Annotated in this window: 17 protein-coding genes and 1 tRNA gene; 13 read left to right on the top strand and 5 right to left on the bottom strand. The window is 67.6% G+C overall.

Features of this window, described 5'->3' with window-relative positions:
* The first annotated feature begins 108 nt into the window (after nucleotides 1-108).
* The 6 genes from ABD206_RS11050 to ABD206_RS11025 all read left to right on the top strand — a co-directional run bounded on the left by ABD206_RS11050 (nucleotide 109) and on the right by ABD206_RS11025 (nucleotide 6446).
* Entirely contained in the window at nucleotides 109-1218 is a 1110-nt protein-coding gene (locus ABD206_RS11050; RefSeq protein ID WP_344072488.1) for an ABC transporter substrate-binding protein, read from the top strand.
* A complete protein-coding gene (locus tag ABD206_RS11045) occupies nucleotides 1218-2285 on the top strand; it encodes a zinc-binding dehydrogenase (RefSeq protein ID WP_344072486.1) in 1068 nt (355 codons plus the stop codon). The genes ABD206_RS11050 and ABD206_RS11045 overlap by 1 nt, the downstream gene beginning before the upstream one ends.
* 7 nt (nucleotides 2286-2292) lie before the next feature.
* On the top strand, nucleotides 2293-3102 hold the full coding sequence (locus ABD206_RS11040; protein ID WP_344072484.1) for an ABC transporter ATP-binding protein: 810 nt from the start codon (nucleotides 2293-2295) through the stop codon (nucleotides 3100-3102).
* A complete protein-coding gene (locus ABD206_RS11035) occupies nucleotides 3099-3881 on the top strand; it encodes an ABC transporter permease (RefSeq protein WP_344072482.1) in 783 nt (260 codons plus the stop codon). The genes ABD206_RS11040 and ABD206_RS11035 overlap by 4 nt, the downstream gene beginning before the upstream one ends.
* A gap of 12 nt (nucleotides 3882-3893) precedes the next feature.
* The gene (locus tag ABD206_RS11030; protein WP_344072479.1) at nucleotides 3894-4946 is read left to right on the top strand and encodes a LacI family DNA-binding transcriptional regulator; all 1053 of its coding nucleotides are present in this window, start codon (nucleotides 3894-3896) and stop codon (nucleotides 4944-4946) included.
* Nucleotides 4947-5084: 138 nt separating this feature from the next.
* Entirely contained in the window at nucleotides 5085-6446 is a 1362-nt protein-coding gene (locus ABD206_RS11025) for an NtaA/DmoA family FMN-dependent monooxygenase (protein WP_344072477.1), read from the top strand.
* A gap of 35 nt (nucleotides 6447-6481) precedes the next feature.
* Here ABD206_RS11025 and ABD206_RS11020 read toward each other — a convergent pair whose 3' ends face one another.
* From ABD206_RS11020 to ABD206_RS11000, 5 genes are all read right to left on the bottom strand, one after another.
* Nucleotides 6482-7258, bottom strand: a complete 777-nt coding sequence (locus ABD206_RS11020; protein WP_344072474.1) for a polyphosphate polymerase domain-containing protein — start codon at nucleotides 7256-7258, stop codon at nucleotides 6482-6484.
* Complete coding sequence (locus ABD206_RS11015) at nucleotides 7255-7860, bottom strand: DUF4956 domain-containing protein (RefSeq protein WP_344072472.1); 606 nt, start codon at nucleotides 7858-7860, stop codon at nucleotides 7255-7257. The genes ABD206_RS11020 and ABD206_RS11015 overlap by 4 nt, the downstream gene beginning before the upstream one ends.
* 15 nt (nucleotides 7861-7875) lie before the next feature.
* Nucleotides 7876-8979, bottom strand: coding sequence for a GtrA family protein (locus tag ABD206_RS11010; RefSeq protein ID WP_344072470.1), 1104 nt, complete (start codon nucleotides 8977-8979; stop codon nucleotides 7876-7878).
* Between the two features lies 1 nt (nucleotide 8980).
* The gene (locus ABD206_RS11005; protein ID WP_344072468.1) at nucleotides 8981-9943 is read right to left on the bottom strand and encodes a phosphodiester glycosidase family protein; all 963 of its coding nucleotides are present in this window, start codon (nucleotides 9941-9943) and stop codon (nucleotides 8981-8983) included.
* 157 nt (nucleotides 9944-10100) lie between these two features.
* A tRNA-Leu gene (locus ABD206_RS11000) sits at nucleotides 10101-10187 on the bottom strand.
* A 145-nt stretch (nucleotides 10188-10332) separates the two neighbouring features.
* Between ABD206_RS11000 and ABD206_RS10995 the strand changes: the two genes are divergently transcribed.
* From ABD206_RS10995 to pknB, 7 genes are all read left to right on the top strand, one after another.
* A complete protein-coding gene (locus ABD206_RS10995) occupies nucleotides 10333-11067 on the top strand; it encodes an FHA domain-containing protein (protein ID WP_344072466.1) in 735 nt (244 codons plus the stop codon).
* On the top strand, nucleotides 11064-11588 hold the full coding sequence (locus tag ABD206_RS10990; protein ID WP_344072464.1) for an FHA domain-containing protein FhaB/FipA: 525 nt from the start codon (nucleotides 11064-11066) through the stop codon (nucleotides 11586-11588). Before ABD206_RS10995 ends, ABD206_RS10990 begins: the two co-directional genes overlap by 4 nt.
* A gap of 14 nt (nucleotides 11589-11602) precedes the next feature.
* Nucleotides 11603-12844: a PP2C family protein-serine/threonine phosphatase gene (locus ABD206_RS10985; protein WP_344072462.1), complete on the top strand. Its 1242-nt coding sequence runs from the start codon at nucleotides 11603-11605 to the stop codon at nucleotides 12842-12844.
* Nucleotides 12837-14243: an FtsW/RodA/SpoVE family cell cycle protein gene (locus tag ABD206_RS10980; RefSeq protein ID WP_344072460.1), complete on the top strand. Its 1407-nt coding sequence runs from the start codon at nucleotides 12837-12839 to the stop codon at nucleotides 14241-14243. The genes ABD206_RS10985 and ABD206_RS10980 overlap by 8 nt, the downstream gene beginning before the upstream one ends.
* A complete protein-coding gene (locus tag ABD206_RS10975; RefSeq protein WP_344072458.1) occupies nucleotides 14240-15697 on the top strand; it encodes a peptidoglycan D,D-transpeptidase FtsI family protein in 1458 nt (485 codons plus the stop codon). Before ABD206_RS10980 ends, ABD206_RS10975 begins: the two co-directional genes overlap by 4 nt.
* Nucleotides 15694-17385 (top strand): serine/threonine-protein kinase, encoded by a 1692-nt coding sequence (locus ABD206_RS10970; protein ID WP_344072456.1) that lies wholly within the window; start codon nucleotides 15694-15696, stop codon nucleotides 17383-17385. The genes ABD206_RS10975 and ABD206_RS10970 overlap by 4 nt, the downstream gene beginning before the upstream one ends.
* 63 nt (nucleotides 17386-17448) lie before the next feature.
* Nucleotides 17449-19149 (top strand): Stk1 family PASTA domain-containing Ser/Thr kinase, encoded by a 1701-nt coding sequence (gene pknB, locus ABD206_RS10965; RefSeq protein ID WP_344072454.1) that lies wholly within the window; start codon nucleotides 17449-17451, stop codon nucleotides 19147-19149.
* Nucleotides 19150-19151 lie beyond the last annotated feature (2 nt).

Below are 19151 nucleotides of genomic sequence, written 5' to 3'. Positions count from 1 at the left end.
GTTAGCGTGCCGGACACGAGCTCACTTGCACCACGATCCCACCGAGCGCGATCAGCACCACTCTCCATTCACTCGAACGCCCGACGCGGCACACCATGGAAGGTCAGCATGACTCTCGACAACCGATTCACCCGAAAGGCCCTGGCGGCGCTTGCCCTCGGCTCAGCCAGCGCCCTGGTCCTGGCCGGCTGCGCCGGCGCCTCCGAATCCACCGATGACCCCTCGGCATCGGCCGGCGGAACTGACATGATCAGCGCCGAGCGCTGCGCGGAGAACGAAGCCGCCGGGCCCATCACGTTCCTCACCTCCTTCGTCTACGTCGCCTCCGTCGGTCTGCTGGATGTCGTCACGGCGGACGAGTTGGGTTACTTCGAGGACATGTGCCTCGACGTGACGATCGAGCCCGGCTCGAACAACACGCAGCTCGTCTCGGCCGGCACCGCACAGTTCGCCGGCGTCGGCAGTCCTTCCGATGTGATGGTCGCGATCGACAACGGTGCGGACATCTCGGCGATCGCCACCTACGGCAATACCCCCGCGATCATGCTGATGACCAACTCCGACATCACCGACCTGTCGCAGCTCGTGGGCACGACGGCGGGCTACAAGGGTGCGATTCCTCCGCAGATCTCCGCGATGATCGCCGCCGACGGTGTCGACCCCGACGCCATCGAGTGGGTCTCGGTCGGCTACGACGCAACGATCCTGCCGCAGGGTCAGGTCGATGCGCTGACCGGCTACAAGTCGAACGAGCCGATCGTCCTCGAGTCGCAGGGCTACGAGGTCACGCAGTGGGACCCGGCCGACTACGGCATCGAATCCGCCTTCAACACGCAGATCGTGAACAACACCTTCGCTGCGGAACACCCCACCGCCGTCGAGGACTTCCTGCGCGCGAGCTTCGCGGCCTACGCCTGGATCAACGAGTCCGAAGAGAACCTGGACGAGGCGCTCTCGTACGCTGAGGCGCTCTCGGACGCCGGATACGACCTGGCTCTGAGCAAGCTGCGCTGGCAGACCGAGGTCGGACTCGTCGAAGAGAGCCAGCCTGAGGGCACGGTGCTCGGCTACCAGTCCGTCGAGCAGTGGACCCCCGAGGCGGAGATGCTCCTCTCGAACGCACTGATCACCACGGAGCCCGACATCGCGGCGGCGATCGACCCGAGCTTCGTCGAGGCGATCTACGCCGACGGCGTGCTGGTGTGGCCGGCTCCGTAATGAGAGCTTGGGTCCAAACGGACTTCGGTGGTCCGGAGGTGCGGCGGCAGATCGATGTCGCCGCACCTCCGGCCGCGCCGGACGAAGTCATCATTCGTGTGCTGGCGGTCGCCCTCAACCGCCTGGATGTCCTCCAGCGCACCGCTCCGGTCATCCCGAGCATGTCGGTTCCCCACATCGCGGGAATGGACATGGTGGGTCAGGTCGAGCTCGCATCCAGCGATGCGGACTCGCCCGCGGTCGGCGCTGTGGTCCTCGTCGACCCGGTTGTCAGCTGCGGCTCGTGTGACTACTGCCTGGCCGACACCCCCACCTATTGCGCCGAGTTCGCGACGCTGGGTTCCACCCGATCGGGCGGAATGGCCGAACTCGTGGCGGTTCCCGCCCGAAACTGCACGGTCGTTCCCGTCGATCCCGACGACACCGCGCGCCTGGCAGAGCTCGCCGCCGTCCCGGTGGCCGGAGTGACCGCGTGGCGCGGACTGCTCAGCGCGGGATCCCTCACCGCGAACGAGACGGTCGTCATCCCGGGGGCCGGATCGGGCCTCGGTGCGGCCGGCGTGCAGATCGCGCTCTCTCGCGGTGCTCGGGTGATCACCTTGGTCTCGGGCGAGGCCAAGCGTGAACGCGCCCTGGCCTCCGGAGCACACGAGGTCATCGACCGCACCGCCACCCCGGACTGGGTTGCCGAAGTCCTGCGACTCACGGCAGGTCGCGGCGCCGACATGGTCTGGGACCACGTCGGGGGCGACTTCCTGGGTGCGGCGCTGCGCGCGACGCGCCCCGGCGGCCGGGTTGTGCTGTCGGGCACGACGGCCGGCCTCGACACCCAGCTTCACCTCCCCGACCTGTACCAGCCCGGGCGCAATATCCTCGGCCACGGCAGCTACGGCCGAGCCGACATGGCGGCGGCGATCGAGGCATTCACCTCCGGTGACTTCCGCGTCGTGATCGACTCCGTCTGGGAGTTCGACGAGCTTCCCGCGGCCGAGCGCAAGCTCGAGTCCAACGACTTCTTCGGCAAGATCGTCGTGCTTGGACCGCCCCGTTCCCCCGACCCGAAGTGAGTTGACGATGAGTCAGAGTCCAGAGTCCACGACGATTGAGGTGAAGGGCGTCGGTCGCACGTACGTGCGCGGAAAGTCATCCGTCCAGGCGCTTGCCGACGTCGATCTGTCGATCCGACAGGGAGAGTTCGTGACGCTGTTCGGACCTTCCGGGTGCGGCAAGTCGACACTCCTGCGCCTGCTGGCTGGCCTGGACCAGCAGACCACCGGCGAGATCTCGATCTTCGGCGCGACGCCCAAGAACGCTTCCGCACGCAAGGACATCGCGTGGATCCCGCAGTCCTCGGCGCTCCTGCCGTGGCTCGACATCCGATCGAACGCGGCGCTGTCGTCGGTCATCAACAAGAAGGCCGACCGCAAGGGCACGAGCACCCGGCGACCCGAAGACGCCACCGCGATTCTGGGTGAAGTCGGGCTCGCGGATTTCCTCCGCTCGCGACCGGATGAGCTGTCCGGCGGCATGCGCCAGCGCGCCTCGATCGCTCGAGGGTTCGCCCAGGGCGCACCGGTGATGCTGATGGACGAGCCGTTCTCGGCTCTGGACGAGCTCACCCGTGATGCGCTGCGCATCCGGCTACTCGAGCTCTGGGAGCACCACAAGAAGACCATCGTTTTCGTGACGCACTCTGCGCAGGAGGCGGTGCTGCTCAGCGACCGGGTCGTCGTCATGAGCCCGAGACCGGGGCGGATCAGCGACGTCGTGTCGATCGACTTTCCTCGCCCCCGTGGCTGGGAGCTGGTCGAGACCCCCGAATTCACGCAGAAGGTCGCGGACGTCAAGCAAGTTCTCTGGAGCGCGTGGAAGGGCGACGAATGAGCACCACCGACACCATCGCGAGGCGCCGGCGCATCGGTGCCCGCACCGGGAACGCCGCGCTCACGATCGGCGCGCCCCTCGCGCTGTTCATCCTGCTGGCTTTGCTCTGGCAGTGGACGGCATCGACGTTCACGAGCGTGCTTCCCCCGCTCCAGGACATCGGCGCCGACATCGTCAGTCGACCCGACTTCTACTTCGAGAACCTGCTGGTGACCGTCCGTTCGGCGATGACGGGTCTGCTCATCGGCGTGGTCGTCGCCCTGGTCCTGGCAGCAACCGTCGTGCACTTCAAGTTCCTGCGCTCGGCGATCATGCCTCTTGCCCTGCTACTGAACGTGACACCGATCGTCGCGATCGCACCGGCCCTGGTCGTCGCATTCGGTTTCAGTGAGCTGCCGCGTGTCATCATCGCCGCGATCTCCGCGTTCTTCCCGATGCTGATCAATGCGATCACGGGCCTGCGCTCGGTCGACCCGCAAGCGCTTGAGGTCTTCAATGCGATGGCGGCCAGCAGGCGGGAGATCTTCTTCCGACTGCGTATCCCCTCCAGTCTCCCCTTCCTTTTCGCGGGGGCGCGACTCTCGGTGACGGCCGCCATGATCGGTGCTGTCGTGTCGGAGTTCACGGGATCGAGCAAGGGGATCGGCGCCGTCATCGTGACGGCCACCACCTACCTCAACCTGCCTCAGATGTGGGCCGCGATCCTCTTCTCTGCCCTTACGACACTGTGTCTGCTCGGCATCATCGGGCTCGTCGAGCGCTTCGTCGTGCGCTGGTAGGCTCACCTCGCCATGCCTCCTCCCGCTCAGCAGGGCCATGTGCCCGTGACACTCAAAGATGTCGCGGCGCGCGCCGGTGTCAGCATCTCGACGGCAAGCAACGCGCTGACCGGCTCACGCGCGGTCAGCGCCGTCTCGGTCGAGCGCGTCCTCAGCGCGGCCGCAGAGCTCGGCTACCAGAAGAACGAGGCAGCTCGGACACTTCGCACGGGTCTGCGCAACGCGATCGGGTTGGTCGTACCCGATGTGACCAACCCCTTCTGGGGCGGCATGGTCAGCACGATCGACCGCATCGCGGCCGAGTCCGGCTTTCACGTCGCCCTGACCAACACCGAGTTCACTCCACAGCGCGAGACGGCTGCCCTTGCGCGCCTGGTCTCGCGAGTGGACGGCATCCTGCTGTTCTCGACCCACCCGACCGGATCCGCGGTACGGCCACTACTGGATCTGGGGATCCCAGTGGTCGCCTGCGACGAGGCGTTCGAGCTCGACGGGCTCGGCGGGGTGTATTCCGACAACGAGGCGGGCGCTCGGGCGGCCGCGTCGCATCTTGTCGATGCCGGGGGCTCGGTGTTCGGCATCCTCGAGGGCCCCGCCACCCTCACGACCGCTCAGCAACGTGCGCGGGGATTCCGGCAGGGCCTTCAGGAGCGTGGGGTTCTCACCACCGACATCCACGCGGCGACAGCCGAGTACTCGTTCGAAGGCGGCCGCCAGGGCATCCGGCGCCTTCTCGCCGAGAATCCCGCGATCGACGCGATTTTCGCGTGCACCGACAATCAGGCCATCGGCGGCATCTTCGAGGCGATGGACATGGGGCGCACCATCCCCGACGACCTGCTGGTGTGCGGCTTCGACGACATCAGCTGGTCCTCCCGCATCGCCCCCTCGCTCACGACCCTCCGTCAGGATGCCGAGGGCATGGCGACACGCGCCGCGGACATGCTGCTCGAGATGATCACCGTCGGCGGAGAGCCCAGCGTGCAGGTGTTTCCGGTCGAGTTGGTCGCGCGCGACTCCACACGGCGCGGCGCCGGCGGAGAGTCGCCGGTTACATCTTTGTAAAACGTTTTACATGACCTGGCCCCGCACGGTTTCGGGCGGCATGCTGAGAGCTGTGCGCGTCCACGACGTGCGCATGGACCCGCCCTCACGTCGCGCACGACGAGCAGGTCACCCGCAGTGAGAATCTGAGAGGTACACATGTCCGCGCCCCTGCACTTCGGCGTCTTCGAGATCCTGACCCCCTCCAACGGGGTCCCCACCTGGCGGCATCCGCACGGACGAGCCGAGTCGTACGGCGACGTCTCGTACTGGACCGATCTTGCCCGCGCACTGGATGGCGCCGGATTCGACTTCTTGTTCTTCGCCGACAGCTACGGCTACCCCCTCGTGAACGGCACGGTCCCCGAGGAAGTGCTCACGCACGGCATCCTCTTCCCCGGCTACGACCCGATGCTGTTGGTCAGTGCCATCGCGCAGGCCGCGCCGAGCCTTGGCATCGTGGTCACCTCCTCGACATCCCTCGAGCAGCCCTTTCCGACCGCGCGACGCTTCGCCACGCTCGACACGTTCACCGGCGGACGCATCGGGTGGAACATGGTGACCGGCTCCACCGCTCAGGTGACCGAGGGCTTGTTCGGCATCACGCACTACGACCACGACACCCGCTACGACGTCGCGGACGATTTCGTCGACCTGTGCCGGACGCTCTGGGAGGACGCGTGGGACGACGACGCCATCGTCTTCGATCGCGAGGCCGGCGTGCTGATCGACCCCGACCGTGTGCACGAAGTTGCCTATCGGAGTGAGTACTTCGCCAGCCATGGCCTGTTCAAGGTACCGCCGGGCCCGCAGCGCACGCCGATGCTGTTCCAGGCCGGCGCCTCCGCGCGAGGGCGCGATTTCGGCGCGCGCAACGCCGAGGCGATGTTCATCCAAGGGCAGAACAAGGAGCAGGCCGCGAAGGCGACGCGCGATATCCGCGCCCGCGTGGAAGCAGCCGGTCGTGACCCTCACAGCATGAAGCTGCTCAGCGGTGTCACCGTGACGGTGGCGCCGACGCGTGCGGAAGCGATAAGCAAGCGTGAGGAACTCGAAGAGCTGTTCTCGATGGATGATGCCGCGGTCCTCTTCGCCGGCTTCACCGGCATCGACCTGCGGAGCCTGGATCCCTCGATGCGCATCGAGGACATCCCCCGCACCGACCAGGGACAAACTCCGCTGGACCGGTACCGCACGGTGGAGGGCGTGGACACGGTCAGCGATGTGCTCGAAGCATTCCGTGTGCAGGAGCGCGGCTTCATCGTGACGGGGAATCCGCGGGACGTCGCCGAAGAGCTCGTCGAGACCGCGCAGTACGCGGACATCGACGGCTTCATGCTCGAGCCGACGTTCGGCAATACTCAGGCCTACACCGAGTTCATCGAGCTCGTCGTTCCGGAGTTGCGACGCATGGGAGCGTGGGCTGAGCCCGATCGGTCCGCCACGCTTCGCGAGCGCATGGGATTCGCCGGCCCCACCCCAGAGTTCCGCCCCGCGAGCCGCAACACCGAGGTGCGCTGAGGCGGTACCCGCACGGTCGGAGCATCCCGCGCGACTCACGCTGCGACGGCGAACTCCTCCCCGAACGGCCCGTGCAGCAGGCGCGCCCACTTGTTGTGGGGCAGGCCCTCGTGCAGCGCCGCCATCCCCGTGGCGTACTTGCTGAGGGCGACCGGGCGATGGCCCGACCGCCACAGCAGACGGTCGACCACCCCGGGGCTGCTGCCGGACTTCGTCTCGATGATCGCGAAGTCGCGCAGCGGATGGATCTGACCCTCGGGTCGGATCCACTGGAGGTCGGTGTCGATCGTGACGCGTGCCGAGGCATCCGCTGCCACAAGCGTCGCGCGGTCATACCGGGTGGACAGTGTCGCCTCGAGCTCGTCGGCGCGGTGGGCGTGCACCCCGACGGAATCGAGCGCGCCGGCGACCTCCGCGCGGGCGTCGTCGGTGAGTACATCGCGGACAGCCAACTCGTACGGACTGCGCTCTTTGACGGTCACCCCGCGCGCACCGCGGGTCTTGATCTCCAGGAACGCCGCATCGGTGTCGAGATAGCTGCGTGTGCGCAGCTTGAACCTGCGACGTCGTCCGTGGGCCGCCATGTGAAAGCTCAGCAGGTCCGGGGTGTCGAAGTAGATCGACTCGTACGCGAACTGGCGGGCACCCTCGATCTCGAGCACCCGGATGTCGTCGCCGAGCGCACCCACCACACGAGCCGCGTCCGCCATCGGCACAAGATACTTGCGGTCGACGCGGGTCATCAGGCCCGCCTCGGCGACAAGCGCCTCCAGGCCGACGGGAGCGAACCGTTCGAACGAAAGGGTGCTCATTGCGCACTCCCGACACTCCGACGGACCTCCGCGCTGCGGGCCGCGCGAGCCGAGACCGCGCGAGTCGCAAACCGCACATCCACGCGCGTGGTGTCGTTGACGAAGTCGAGATCCTGCACCGTGAACGACCGCACCTGACCACCCAGCCGCTCCTCGAGGAGCATCTTCAGCTCTGCCTCGTCGCTCACGGCCCGATCCAGGCGGACCTCCTGGTGCCGGGCCCGCGAGAAGAGCGCGGGGTGGTCGGCGATCCAGACCACGACCAACACGAGAGCGGTCAGCAGGATCGGCGGCACGGGATCAGTCTGCGGAAGTCCGCTCACGAGTCCGATCGCCAAGGCCGCGAAGTAGTAGGCCAGCTCACGCTGCGAGATCTCCGAGGAGCGCAGCCGGATGATCGAGAGCACACCGAACAGTCCCAAGCCCAAGCCGAGGGCCACGCCGGCGGAGCCGAGGATCGCGGCAACCGCGAGGACCCCGACGTTCACCGCCATGAAGGCGACCACCAGGTCGCGGCGGTGGTGCCGGCGGAAGTACACCGCCGAGAGGAAGAGGGCGGCGACGAGGTCTGCCGCGATGAGAAGGAAGGCCGTAGTGGTCATGGAGTCACCGTTCGTTCATCTGGTGTTAACCAGTTCACGGTCTGCGGCTATGTGATTCCTATGTCCGAATACAGAACCACCTTCGACTCTCCGGGCGAACACGACGGTGCGCTGGATGCCGTAGCTGGTCACGAACAGCACGATTTCGGTGATGACCTTCGCCGCCAGGAGCGGAACTCCGAGGGTGGTCAGTCCGGTCATCCAGACGATGTTGGCCGCCAGCAAAGCGATGGCGAGCGCGCCGTAGCCGGTGAGCTGGCGCAGCAGGTTCCCCCGCTCTGCACGGAAGACGACCGACCGGTTCACGGTGAAGTTCACCGCCGCACTTCCGACACGCGCCAGCACGATCGACGCCCACAGCGAATTCGTCAGCGCAACGAAGACGAACAGCAGGATGGTGTCGACCACGAATCCCAGGAGAGAGGATCCGAGGAACAGCAGGACCGGCAGCAGCACGCGCAGAGAGTCGATGACCGGTCGGAAGTGGCTGGACCGATTGCCCTCGAGATACACCGTCGCGATCGGTACCTCGGCGACGCCGACGCCGTCGCGTCGGGCACGCAGCAGCACCGTCTGCTCGAAGTCGAATCGGCGCCCTGGTACCTGCTGCATCCAGTCGACGAGCCCGCTCGGGATGCCGCGCAAGCCGGTCTGCGTATCCCGCAGCCGCCACCCGGTCGCGGCCCAGTAGATCGAGCGGGCCACCGCGTTTCCCACCTGAGAGCGCCGCGGCACGTCACCGACGAACTGCCGCGCGCCGAGAATCAGGTCATGCCGCCCCTCCTCGCCGTCGGTGACCAGTCGAGCGGCCACGAGACCGATGTCGGCGGGCGTGTGCTGGCCGTCGGAGTCCGCGGTGACGACGTCCTCACCCGAATACTCGGTCGCGCAGATCGACAGACCGTGCTTGAGGGCCGCACCCTTGCCGGCGTTGACGGCATAACTCTCCACGCGTGCACCATGGGCGGCCACCGCTTCGAAGACGGCGTCGTACGCGGGGCCGCTGCCGTCGTCGACGACCAGCACCGTCACTCCAGGTTCCCGTTCGCGGATCTCGACGACGAGGTCGATGAGCGCGGATCCGGGTTCGTAGGCGGGGATGAGAAGAATCACGGCCACTTCACCCCGCGATGTAGAGGATGTCGCTGGTGGCGCGTTCGCCGCCGTTGGAGGGCTGGTTGATGACCTCGCCGTTGAAGTACATGGTCGAGGAGCCGCCGCCATCGAGGTTGTAGGCCGTCGTGGCGCCCAGGCTCACCATGATCTCGGCGAGCTCGGTGAGGGTGACCCCCTCGCTGTAGCCGCTCTGCCGACCGTCGACCACGACGAAGACGAGGTGATTCTCATCGATCACGCCGACTGCCGTGCGAGGCTGGTCCCCCTGGATCGAGTGGTTCCCGAAGTTCGTGTCGACCTCGACGGCTTCGATGCCGTCGACCACGGCGCCGTCCTCGACGATCGCCGGACCGAAGCTCAGCGTGTTCCAGGCGCCGTCCGCCAGCAGCTCGTCGGCCGAGGTCGTGGTCTCGTCGTAGACAGCAACCGTGCCATCGGAATAGAAGACCAGACCTTCGCGCGCCGGCTCGTCGCGGTAGATCACGCCGTTGCGGATGACGATGCCCGTGTCGCGGAACCCGTAATAGTCACCGTTGATGGCGAACACGGCATCGTTCTCGGCCGCCATCTCGGAGGTGAGTGCGGTGATGTTCTCGCCGAACTGGTTGTTCGCGAAGGCTGAGCGCAGGTCCGTCGCGTCACCGAGGACGACATCGGCGACGTAGTAGGTGACGGTGTTCTCGCCGGTACCGGTCGTGACCGTCGAGATCGTGACGGACGTCTCACCGTCGCTGTAACTCGTGTCGGTGAGGGTGGTACTGGTCTCGTCGGCGCTGTCCGCCTCATCTGCGTCGGAGGTCGCGGTGTACGAGCTGTTCGCGGCCTCGTACGCGGACACGTCGCTGATCTCGACGTGCTGGATGAGGAAGCGATCGGCGGCCCACCAGGCAACGCCACCGGCGGTGAGCGTCAGGACGAGGCCGCCGGCGATCAGGCCATTGCGCAGGCGATGGGTTTTTCGGGGCATCCCCCAGAAGTACCCAGGCGCCCTGGCAGACCCTCAGCAGTGCGCTATGTGCGCCAGGTGGCCCACCTACGGGTTCGCTGAGTCGCCCCACCCTTGGGGTGCGCCGCGGGACCTGGAGCACCAACGCGAAAGGGCCCCTTTCGGGACCCTTCCACCTTGGTGCGCGAGGGGGGAGTTGAACCCCCACGCCCTTTCGGGCACTGGCACCTGAAGCCAGCGCGTCTGCCTATTCCGCCACTCGCGCGAACCGCGGTCGCCCGCGGATCAACCTTGAGAGGATATCACGCCGCGGCGCCGCCCCACGATTCGCGCCCGCGGCCGGATTAGCGCGGCACCTCCAGCGACTCCAATTAGCATGGACGCACCGCTCTGCCTGCCTGAGGAGATGTGTGGGACTACTTGACAGCTTCGAGAAGGGTCTCGAGCGCGCCGTGAACGGCGCGTTCGCGAAGACCTTTCGCAGCGGCATCCAGCCGGTCGAGATCGCCTCTGCCCTGCGCAGCGAGCTCGACAAGCGCGCTGCCGTCGTGACCCGCGATCGCATTCTCGCGCCGAACTCCTTCGTCGTGCGCCTGGCGCCGGCCGACGACGAGCGCATGCGCGCGATCGGCCAACCACTGCTCGATGAGCTGGTCGGTCTCGTCCAGAAGCACGCCCGCGCGCAGGGGTACTCGTTCGCCGGCGCCGTCACCGTGGCGCTGCGGCGCGACGACTCCCTCTCGACGGGAACCCTGCGCGTGGACAGCGGCACCGAGCAGGGTGCCGTCTCGTGGCGCGCCGTGGTCGACATCGACGGGCGCCGCCACCCGATCGCGTCGGCGCGCACCGTCATCGGCCGCGGGAGCGATGCCGACATCACGCTCGCCGACGCGGGGACGAGTCGCCGTCACGTCGAGATCCTCTGGGACGGCGAGCGCGCCATGGTGCGCGATCTGCAGTCCACCAACGGGACCAAGCTGAACGGCCGTCCCGTGAAAGAAGCGCCGCTGCCCACCGACGCGACGATCACGATCGGCCGCACCGACATCGTCTTCCGCGTCATCGCGCAGACCGCTCCGCCCGCCCGCCCCGCGGCATCCGATGCCACTCGCGTCTTCGACATGCTGGACGGCGGTGCCCAGTGAGTGAACTGACTCTCCTGCTGCTGCAGATCGGCTTCCTGATCCTGCTGTGGTTCTTCGTGTTCGCCGTGGTCTACTCGCTGCGGGCCGATGTCTTCGGCGTCCGCGTGCGCCGGATGCCGACCGCGGCCTCCGGCGCGCCCGCTCCCGCTGCGCGCGACACCGCACCGGTGGCGGGCGCGACCGCTCCCCAGCACACGGCGGCGGGCGCCGGCGGGGCCGCGACCAAGGGCGCCGTGTCGCGCATCGTGATCACGAGCGGACCGAAGAGCGGGCTCGAGATCCCCCTCAACGACGAGACCCTCACCATCGGGCGCTCCAGCGAATCCGGTCTGGTCATCCGTGATGATTACACCTCCAGCCACCACGCGCGACTCATGCTGTGGGGCGAGCAGTGGATGCTGCAAGATCTCGACTCCACGAACGGTACCTGGCACGACGGCGCCCGGGTCGGCGCCCCCGTGGCGATCAAGATCGGTGCACCGATCAAGGTCGGCGCGACGACCTTCGAGCTGCGGAAGTGACGGGCTGACCCCACATGGTCTTCCAGGGATCGAGCGCGGCGCTCTCGCACACCGGCAAGGTGCGCTCCAACAACCAGGACTCGGGCTACGCGGGCTCGAACCTGTTCGTCGTCGCCGACGGCATGGGCGGGCACGCCGGCGGTGATGTCGCCTCGAGCATCGCGATCTCGCAGCTGACCGAGCTCGACCGCCCGTTCGACTCTCCCGCCACGGCAGAGCGAGCACTCAACGACGCCATCACCGATACCGCGGCCGTCCTCATCGACACGGTCGCCCTGCGTCCCGAGCTCGCGGGCATGGGGACGACCGTGAGCGCACTGGCGATGGTCGATGACTACGCCGTGATCGCGCACATCGGCGACTCGCGCGTGTACCTGTATCGGGATGGCGCCCTGACCCAGATCACGACTGATCACACCTTCGTGCAGCGCCTCGTGGATTCTGGTCGCATCACCCCCGAAGAAGCGCGGTACCACCCGCGCCGCTCGGTTCTCATGCGTGTGCTCGGCGACATGTCCCCGAATCCCGAGATCGACACCTTCGTCATGCCGACCCAGCCGGGCGACCGCTGGCTGCTGTGCTCGGACGGGTTGTGCGGCGTCGTGCCCGACACCCAGACGGCGAAGGCTCTGGGGGCTGATCTCGCCCCGGCGCGCACCGCCGACATCCTTCTGAAGTTGGCGCTGGACGGCGGCGCTCCCGACAACGTGACGATCGTGCTGGCGGATGTCGGTGGACGCCATCCGGTCTTCTCAGGCACGCCCACCGTCGTGGGTTCGGCCTCCACGCCCCAGGGCATCGAGGTGCCCGCGGCACGCTCCGGGCGCTCGAACTGGCTCCACCCGGCCCGCCAAGCGGCCAACGAGCCGACGCACTTCGAGCCGGCACCGGAGTTCCTCGAGGAGCTGATCGAAGAAGACCGACGCCGCGCACGGCGGCGGCGGTGGGCGTGGATCGCCGGCCTGGTCATCGTCCTCGCGATGATCGGGGTCGCGCTGTTCGGCGCCTACCAGTGGACACAGACCCGCTACTACGTGGGCGCCGACGACGACACCGTCGTGATCTATCAGGGGATCCAGCAGGGCATCGGCCCGATAGCGCTGTCGACTCCTTACCAAGACACGGGCATCCTGCTGGCGGATCTGCAGTCCTTCGATCGCGCATCGGTCGAGCGCACGATCTCGGCACGATCTCTGGCGGACGCGATGGCGATCGTGGACCGCCTCGAGGCCCGCGCGGAGGTGCCCAGTGGCTGACGCCCCCCTCACGCGGGAAACCCCGGATGCCGTTCAGGCCGACACCGCAGTCGTGCGCGCCCTGCGCCGCATCCGCACCCCTCAGCGTCTGCGCAACCGCGAGCTGGCGATGCTGCTGTTCGCGCTCGTCATTTCGATCGCAGCGCTGGTGCTCGTGCAGTGGGGGGCACTCGGCGTCATCGCGCCCGGGTTCCTCATCGCCTTCGGCGGCCTGTTCACCACCGTCATCGCCGTCCACATCGCTCTGCGCGTCTGGGCGCGAGACGCCGATCCGTTCGTCGTCCCGATCGCCACGCTCCTGACGGGGCTGGGGATCGTCATGATCTACCGCATCGACCTCGCCATCGGCGACGAGGGATGGGATGCGGCATCCACGAGGCAGCTGGCCTGGGCCGCGATCGCGATCCTCGGCTGCCTGGCGGTTGTCATCCTGCTGCGCAACTACCGGATCCTGTTCCGGTTCACCTACATCTTCGGGCTGCTCGGCGTGGTCCTGCTGATCCTGCCGATCGTTCCAGGGCTGGGCACGGACGCGAACGCCGATGTCTGGGTCTCCCTCGGGTTCTTCTCGTTCCAGCCGGGTGAGCTGGCCAAGATCGCGCTGGCGATCTTCTTCGCCGGCTACCTCGTGCGCACGCGCGAAAGCCTCAGCTCGGTCGGCACGCGCGTGCTGGGGATCACGTGGCCCCGCGCGCGGGAGCTCGGCCCGATCCTGGTGATCTGGGTCATCTCCATGGGGATCATCGTTCTGCAGCGGGACCTCGGCACCGGTCTGCTCCTGTTCGGGATGTTCGTCGCGATGCTCTACGTCGCCACCGGCAAGACCAGCTGGGTCGTGATCGGGCTCCTCCTCGCGGCAGGTGGCGCCTACCTCGCCTCTCGCGTCCTGCCCTACGTCGGTGGACGCTTCACCAACTGGCTCGATGCGTTCAATCCCGATCTCATCGACGCGAACGGCGGCAGCTACCAGCTCGTGCAGGGGATCTTCGGGCTGGCGCACGGTGGCCTCCTGGGCACCGGCCTCGGCCGCGGCCGACCGTACATCACCCCGCTGTCCCAGAGTGACTACATCTTGCCGAGCCTCGGCGAGGAGCTCGGCCTTGCCGGCGTGTTCGCCATCCTCTGCCTCTACCTCGTGTTTGCCGCCCGCGGCATCCGCATCGGGGTCGCGGGGCAGGACGACTTCGGAAAGCTCCTCGCGACGGGCCTGGCCTTCACCCTCGCCCTGCAGGTGTTCATCATGGTGGGCGGCGTCACGCGGGTCATTCCCCTCACGGGTCTGACAACACCGTTCCTGGCGGCCGGCGGGTCCTCGCTCGTGGCCAACTGGCTCATCGTCGCCCTGCTGCTTCGCATCTCGGATGCCGTCCGCAGCCGTCCCCGGGCGGTGATCGGATGACCAAGGAACTCCGGCGCCTCAGCATCGTGATCCTCGTGATGTTCCTGGCCCTGTTCGCCTCGACCACGTGGATCCAGGGCATCCAGGCGATGGCGCTGGCCGACAACCCGCGCAACACCCGTGCGCTCTACGACTCGTACGAGGTGCAGCGCGGCTCGATCCTGGTGGATGGCACGGCCATCGCCTACTCGGTGCCTTCCGACGACGTCTTCAGCTGGCAGCGCGTCTACACCGATCCCGACATGTGGGCGCCCGTGACCGGATACATCAACCCGGTGCTGGGTTCTGCGACCGGCATCGAGCAGGAGATGAACGCCGAGCTGACCGGCACCGCGAACTCACAGTTCCTCTCCCGCATCGAGCAGATCCTCACCGGCCAGCCCGCGCGCGGGTCCAACGTCGTCCTCACCCTGGATGCCGACGTGCAGCGCGCCGCCTACGAAGCCCTCGGCGACCTGACCGGCGCGGTCATCGCGATCGAACCCTCGACCGGTCGCGTCCTCGCGATGGTCACCAGCCCCAGCTACGACACGAACCTGCTGGCCTCCCACGACACGACACTGGTCGAAAGCGACTACGCAGCCCTGCTGGCGGACCCCGCCAATCCGCTCTACAACCGCGCGATCGCGGGAGATCTGAACCCGCCCGGGTCGACTTTCAAACTCGTCGTCGCCTCGGCGGCGCTCGCCTCCGGCGAGTACACGCCCGACTCGCAGCTTCCCAACCCCGCGCGCTACACGCTGCCGCAATCCTCGAACACCGTCAGCAACTCCGGCGGCGGCACGTGCGGCAGCGGTGAGACCGTCTCGATCGCCGACGCACTGCGGCTGAGCTGCAACATCCCGATGGCCGAGCTCGCCGTCGAACTGGGCGATGACGCGATCCGTGAGCAGGCAGAGAAGTACGGCTTCAACCTCTCTTTCGAGCTGCCGCTGGTATCGATCGCCTCGCAGTACCCGCGTGGACTGGACGATGCCCAGACGGCGCTCACCGGCTTCGGCCAGGGCCAGGTCATCGCGACGCCACTGCAGATGGCGATGGTCTCGGCGGGCATCGCCAACGACGGCATCGTCATGAATCCGTGGATGGTCGATCAGGTGATCGCCACCGACCTGTCCGTGCAGCAGACGTACGAGCCGACCGAGTTCGGTGAGGCCCTGACGCCGGAGCTGGCGGCGGAGATGGTCACCATGATGGTCGCGAACGTCGATAACGGCGCGGCGTCCAATGCAAGAATAGACGGGGTCTCTGTGGCCGGTAAGACGGGCACCGCAGAGAACGGAGACGATCTGCCGTACACCCTCTGGTTCACCGGTTTCGCGCCGGCGGAGAATCCGGAGGTGGCGGTGGCGGTCGTCATCGAGGACGGTGGCGGGATGGATCAGTCGGGATACGGGAACCTCATCGCGGCACCCATCGCGAAGAAGGTCATGGAGGCGGTGCTGGGCAAATGAGACCGACACAGGGAGTCACCTTCGGCGGCCGTTACGAGCTGGAGTCGCGGATCGCGATCGGCGGCATGGGCGAGGTCTGGGAAGCCACCGACCACGTCATCGGCCGCACCGTCGCGATCAAAATCCTCAAGGACGAGTACATGGGGGACCCCGGGTTCCTCGAGCGGTTCCGCGCCGAGGCCCGGCATGCCGCGCTCGTCAACCACGAGGGCATCGCGAGTGTCTTCGACTACGGCGAGGAGAACGGCAGCGCGTTCCTGGTGATGGAGCTCGTCCCCGGCGAGGCCCTGTCGACGATCCTGGAGCGCGACGGCTCTCTGTCGACCGACAAGACACTGGATGTCGTCGCACAGACATCCGCAGCGCTGCAGGCCGCGCACGTCGCCGGCCTGGTGCACCGCGACATCAAGCCGGGCAACCTGCTGATCACCCCCGACGGGCGAGTGAAAATCACCGACTTCGGCATCGCGCGCATCGCCGACCAAGTGCCGCTGACGGCCACCGGTCAGGTCATGGGAACGGTGCAGTACCTCTCACCCGAGCAGGCCTCCGGCCACCCGGCGTCTCCCGCGACCGACATCTATTCGCTGGGCATCGTCGCCTATGAGTGCCTCGCCGGCAAGCGGCCCTTCACCGGTGAGTCGCAAGTCGCCATCGCGATGGCCCAGATCAACGAGCAACCCCCGCCGTTGCCCCCGACGGTGGCGACACCCGTGCAGAACCTCGTCATGGCAATGATCGCCAAGAAGCCCGAGGATCGCCCCGCCACCGCCGCGGTCGTCGCGCGCGCCGCGACCGCTCTGCGGCGCGGAGACGTCGCCGGAGCGGCCGCCGCCGTTCCCGCGATCGCCGCCGGAGTGGCCGCGACCGAGGTGACGCAGCTGATGGCGGCCGGGGACACCGCCGCCGCGACACAGCTGCTGCCGGCCGCCACCGACGCAGCCGAGCCCGAAAAGCCCAAGCGCAGCCCCTGGACCTGGCCGCTGATCGCGCTGATCATCCTGCTGGTGCTGGTGCTCGGCGGCACGATCTGGGCGCTCGTTGCCAACCAGCAGCCGACGCCGGATCCCACCAGCTCGTCCGCGACGCCGACTCCCTCCGCATCCACCCCCACGCCCACGCCCTCCGCCACCCGCATCGACATCGATGCGCTGGGACTTGTGGGCATGCAGTGCGACGCCGCCGTGCAGACGGCGAAGGATGCCGGTGTGCTCGAAGTGAGCACCGACACCTCGACGCCCGCGCCGGATGACTCCCAGGTCGGCGTGGTGTACCAGGTCAACCCGACCGGCAACATCGAGCCGACCACGCAGCTGACCGTCTCGTGCTACGGATCGGTCACCCCGATCGGCGGACCCTCGAACCCGCCGTCGATCTCGGACGCCGCCATCGCCGGCTCCACCGTCGACCTCAGCTGGGATTCGTTCACGTGCCCCACCGGGACGGGCACCCTCAGCGGTTACGTTGTGACACTGGCCAACGCCGTGTTCACGGTGGACGGCACCTCGCAGCGGACGTTCGCACCGAATGACCGCACCGAGCCGATCCTGATCGCGAACGCACCGGGGCAGACGCTCACCGCGTCGTACACGGCGCTGTGCAGCGGTACCGAACAGCGGACCTCGGACGCCTCCCCGCAGATGCAGGAGGCCATCCAGGCGTCACCCACGCCGACCGCGACGCCCTGACCATCTGAGCGAGCCCCGGGGCTCGGTTAGGCTGGAGCGGACCGGGTCGGCAGGGAGGGCAGTGTGACCAGCGAGCCTCGCGTGCTCTCGGAGCGGTATCGCGTCGACGGCCTCATCGGGCGCGGCGGCATGGCAACCGTGTATCAGGGGTACGACCTGACCCTCGGTCGCGATGTCGCCATCAAGATCCTCGACCCCGAACTGGCGCGCGACCCCGGATTCCGGACGCGCTTCCGCCTCGAAGCGCAGGCGGCGTCCCGGATGTCGCACCCGACGATCGTCCGTGTCTTCGATGCCGGAGAGGACGCCGAGTCGCTCCCAGACGGCACGACCCAGCCTGTTCCCTACATCGTCATGGAGCTGGTCCACGGGAAACTCCTCAAGCAGATCATCGATGAGGGACCTGTCGAACCGGAGCGTGCCGTGACGTACGCGGACGGCATCCTCGAGGCCCTCGAGTATTCGCACCGCGCGGGAGTCGTGCACCGCGATATCAAGCCCGGGAACGTGATGGTCACCGAAGCCGACCAGATCAAGGTCATGGACTTCGGCATCGCGCGCGCTGTCTCGGATTCGTCGTCGACGGTCGCCGAAACCACGGCGATCCTCGGCACAGCGGCATACTTCTCCCCGGAGCAGGCCAAGGGTGACCCGGTGGATTCCCGGGCCGACCTGTACTCCACCGGCGTGGTGCTCTACGAGATGCTCACGGGGCGCCAGCCGTTCCGGGGTGACTCCGCGGTCGCAGTCGCCTACCAGCACGTGAGCGAGACCCCGGAGAACCCGTCCGAACTCATCGAATCACTCCCGCGGTCGCTGGATGTCGTGGTGCTGCGTGCACTCGCGAAAGACCCCTATCAGCGCTATCAGGATGCCGCGTCCTTCCGCGCGGCCCTCACTCACGCGCTCACCGGCAAGGCCCCGACGCGTCGTCAGCTCGGCACCCTGACCAGCGAGCTGTACGGGCCGAACCCTCGCCAGGCACAGGAGACGGCCCGATCGCTGCGTCAGCTCTCGTCCGACACGACGATGCGGCGCACGCAGTCAGGCCCACCGGCCGCCTGGATCTGGGCGGGCGTGGCGATCCTCGCGGTTCTCCTCATCTCTGTGCTGTTCTGGGTGCTCACGCTCCCGCGAGGGGACGATCCCGTCCCCTCGAATGCCCGCATCGTGCCCGACCTCACCGGCATGACGTACGAGCGCGCATCCGAAGAGCTGCTCGCGGAGGACCTCGTGCCGGTACAGGTCGAGCGCCCCAGCTCCGAGGTCGCCGAGGGCAACGTGATTCGCACCGACCCGGTCGCGGGCACATCGGTGGGCATCCAGCACGAGATCACGGTTTACGTTTCGATGGGGCAGGAGATGTCCACCGTCCCGACAGTGGTGGGGCTGAGCCAGGATGCCGCATCCGCCGCACTCGAACAGGCGGGACTGACCCTCGGCACCGTGATCGCGCGCAACGATGCCAGTCTGTCCGCGGGTACCGTGATCTCTTCGAACCCCGACGCCGAGACGAGTGTCCCCGCCGGATCGACGGTCGACCTCGTCGTCGCGACGGGACGCGTGGTGATCAACGACGTCACCGGCTATACGGTCGAAGCCGCGACGCGCGAACTCGAGGCGGCCGATACTCAGCTGACGGTGGAGACCCAGGGTGACGCGTCATGTCCGGCATCCACACCGCCGGTGGTGACCGCGCAGTCGCTGGCTCCGGGTGAGGTCCCGGTGCACTCGACCATCACCCTCACCTACTGTTCGGGCTGAGG

Origin of the sequence: Microbacterium sediminicola (genome assembly GCF_039531125.1) — a bacterium.
GTDB lineage: Bacteria > Actinomycetota > Actinomycetes > Actinomycetales > Microbacteriaceae > Microbacterium > Microbacterium sediminicola.
This window is presented reverse-complemented; position numbering and strand designations above follow the sequence as displayed.